The sequence below is a fragment of the Neisseria sicca VK64 genome, from assembly GCF_000260655.1.
GTDB lineage: Bacteria > Pseudomonadota > Gammaproteobacteria > Burkholderiales > Neisseriaceae > Neisseria > Neisseria sicca_B.
In genome coordinates, this window is sequence record NZ_AJMT01000159.1 from 1 (window position 1) to 2,783 (window position 2,783).

At 50.3% G+C, this 2,783-nt stretch carries 4 protein-coding genes and 2 pseudogenes; all 6 read left to right on the plus strand.

The annotated features are described in order from the left end of the window. Nucleotides 1–53: 53 nt before the first annotated feature. Complete coding sequence (locus tag HMPREF1051_RS09120) at nucleotides 54–560, plus strand: protein disulfide oxidoreductase (RefSeq protein ID WP_003767580.1); 507 nt, start codon at nucleotides 54–56, stop codon at nucleotides 558–560. A gap of 13 nt (nucleotides 561–573) precedes the next feature. Continuing rightward, nucleotides 574–1,092 (plus strand): annotated as a pseudogene (locus HMPREF1051_RS09125) (ABC transporter substrate-binding protein); the annotation flags it as partial. A gap of 213 nt (nucleotides 1,093–1,305) precedes the next feature. Then, a complete protein-coding gene (locus tag HMPREF1051_RS09130; protein WP_003767583.1) occupies nucleotides 1,306–1,503 on the plus strand; it encodes a DUF1737 domain-containing protein in 198 nt (65 codons plus the stop codon). Nucleotides 1,504–1,590: 87 nt separating this feature from the next. After that, nucleotides 1,591–1,707: pseudogene (locus tag HMPREF1051_RS09135) on the plus strand (iron ABC transporter); the annotation flags it as partial. A 335-nt stretch (nucleotides 1,708–2,042) separates the two neighbouring features. Further along, nucleotides 2,043–2,480 carry a homoprotocatechuate degradation operon regulator HpaR gene (gene hpaR / locus HMPREF1051_RS09140; RefSeq protein WP_003757119.1) on the plus strand — a complete coding sequence of 146 codons (438 nt, stop codon included), beginning with the start codon at nucleotides 2,043–2,045 and terminating at the stop codon, nucleotides 2,478–2,480. Between the two features lie 10 nt (nucleotides 2,481–2,490). Then, a partial coding sequence (locus HMPREF1051_RS09145) for a flavin reductase (RefSeq protein ID WP_036492764.1) occupies nucleotides 2,491–2,783 on the plus strand: 293 nt, incomplete at its 3' end.

Below are 2,783 nucleotides of genomic sequence, written 5' to 3' on the forward strand. Positions count from 1 at the left end.
GTAGCCGCACATGCGGATTCCTTTCTATTCAGCCTGTTTTATGCAGACACCACATGAAACGACTCTTACCTTATCTAAAATCCCTTATCCAAGCCCTCCTCCTCTTTATTCTGATTTCCGTAGCCGTTGACTGGTGGCGCAAACCCAATCAACCGATGCAAGCCTCATCAGATTCCCTCCGTGTTATCAATGGAAGCAGCACTTCGCTCGAAACACTCAGCAAGGAACGTGTTGCCGTTGTCTATTTTTGGGGAACATGGTGCCATATCTGCTCATACACATCCCCGACAATCGATCGCCTACATCAAAACGGTATTCCTACGCTCGGTGTCGCCGTACATTCCGGCTCCGATACAGAGATTCAATCCTATATGAAGGAACATCAACTGCAATTCCCGACAGTTAACGATTCAGACGACCAATTGGCAGCCAACTGGAAAATTGCCGTCACCCCGACCATCATTTTGATTAAAAACGGAAAAATGATACATCACACCTCAGGATTGAGCAGCTATTGGGGATTGCGCAGCAGAATCTGGCTGATGAACCTCTTCTACTGACCAAACCCCTATGCACCTGAAAGACAGTGCGAAAGAGCGCATCGACGCGCTGGCTCAGATTTTCGGCAAACAGGCGGAGGCGGACAAATTGAAAGCGGAAATCAACGCTTCGTTTGAAGCGGCCAAGGCCGCCGCCCTGGGCAAGGGGCTGGTGATTCTGGTCAACGGCGGCAAGATGTCCGCCTTCGGCACCGGCTCGCACCTGGGCGGCTGGCTTCACCAAGACATCGGCGTGCCTGTCGCCGACTCCTCCATCAAGGAAAAAGGCAACCACGGTCAGCCCGTTACGTTCGAATACATTAAAAAAACCAATCCCGACTGGTTGTTTGTGCTGGACCGTTCTGCCGCCATCGGCGAGGAAGGCAAGGCGGCCAAAGACGTTTTGGACAACCCGCTGGTGGCCGAAACGACGGCTTGGAAAAAGGGACAGGTGGTCTACCTGCCGCCGGAAACCTACCTTGCCGCAAGCGGCGCCCAGGAATTGCTGAATGCGTCCAAACAGGTAACGGAAGCGTTTAACGCCGCCAAATAAACCGATAGCGCGGAATCTGGCAAGGCAGGCAGTGGGATTTCAGACGGCCTGTGCGCCGCAACGGCAGTCTTGTCCCTTTTCCGCCGCTCGGAAAGAGTAAATTACCGAATATGGCCGTTACTATTTTTTAGATATTTCACTATACTGTTTCAGACGGCCCCGTCCTGCTTTTGAGGCCGTCTGAAAATGTTTTTCACACTGGAGAAACCGCTCATGAAACTCTACCGCTACCTCACCGGACCGGATGACGCCTCGTTCTGCCGCCGCGTTACCGAAGCACTGCAAAACGGCTGGGAGCTGTACGGCAACCCCACCCTCACGTTCGACGGCGAACACATTATCTGCGGGCAGGCCGTCGTCAAGGAAAGCGACGGCGGCTACGACCCGGAAAAACCGCTGTCAGAATACTGACCGGACGCGCCGTCGGTTTTCGTTTTTGTTTTTCAGACGGCCCCGATGACCGTTTGAGGCCGTCTGAAACCCGTCCCCACCGAACCTATGTCTCCGAAATCTTCTTATTTCAACCTGTCGAACCTGCTGGCGCTGGCGGTACTCTTTATCGTCAGCCTCTCCGTCGGCGTTGCCGATTTCAGCTGGCGGTACGCCCTCTCGCTTAAAATCCTTAAAATATAAAGAACTCAAATACCATACGGCATATCCATCGTTTCAAAATATATTCGTTTTTTAAAGAAATGAATTACCCAAAAAATCCGTACTTGATGATTTTGTTGAGATTGCGCAGAAAATAGACTAAGATAGGATTATAAGAAAACTTGGGAACATTATTATCAAAACAAATTGTTTAGCGTATTCCCAACATACCCAAACAATGATACTTTTGTTCCCATATATCCTTGCCGCTTCAATAGCGGCTTATAATGAAAAAACGCTTTTTGCATACCCGCCTCGCGCTTCAACGGTTTGATTTTTGATAACAATGGAGACTTATAATGCCCAACCAATCTAAACATGCATCTATCAATATTGGACTGATTCAAGCCCGAGAAGCGTTGATGACACAATTCCGCCCTATTTTGAACCAAGCCAATATTACCGACCAGCAATGGCGTATCATCCGCCTTCTGGCAGAAAACGGCACATTAGACTTCCAAGATCTCGCCAACCAAGCCTGCATCTTACGTCCCAGCCTGACCGGCATCCTGACCCGACTGGAAAAAGCAGGCTTGGCGGTACGCCTGAAACCCTCTAACGACCAGCGCCGCGTTTACCTGAAGCTGACCCAAGAAGGCGAAAAACTGTACGAAACCATAGGCGCACAAGTGGATGAACGCTATGACGCCATCGAAAAAATCTTATCTAAAGAAAAAATGCTCGAATTGAAAGAGCTTTTGCGCCAGCTCGCGCAAATTGAGCAGGCACTAAAATAAAAGAAACTGAATGACAGATTCCGCACACACACTCAAGAGTCCATTCCGCGATGCTATGGCATCCTGTGCCGCAGGCGTCCATGTTATTACCACAGACGGACAGTCCGGACGTTACGGCATTACCATGACAGCCGTAGCGCCGATTACCGACGAGCCGCCTACCGTTATGTTATGTATCAACCGGCAGGCAGGCATCATTCCCATATTGCAGGCAAACCGAAACCTCTGTATCAACACCCTGTCAGAAAATCAGCAAGACGTCGCCGAACACTTCGCAGGACTCACCAACCTTTCCCCCGAAGA

Coding starts and splice junctions, on each gene's coding strand:
- HMPREF1051_RS09120 (WP_003767580.1), top strand. CDS start 54: ATGAAACGACTCTTACCTTATCTAAAATCCCTTATCCAAGCCCTCCTC.
- HMPREF1051_RS09130 (WP_003767583.1), top strand. CDS start 1,306: ATGAAACTCTACCGCTACCTCACCGGACCGGATGACGCCTCGTTCTGC.
- hpaR (WP_003757119.1), top strand. CDS start 2,043: ATGCCCAACCAATCTAAACATGCATCTATCAATATTGGACTGATTCAA.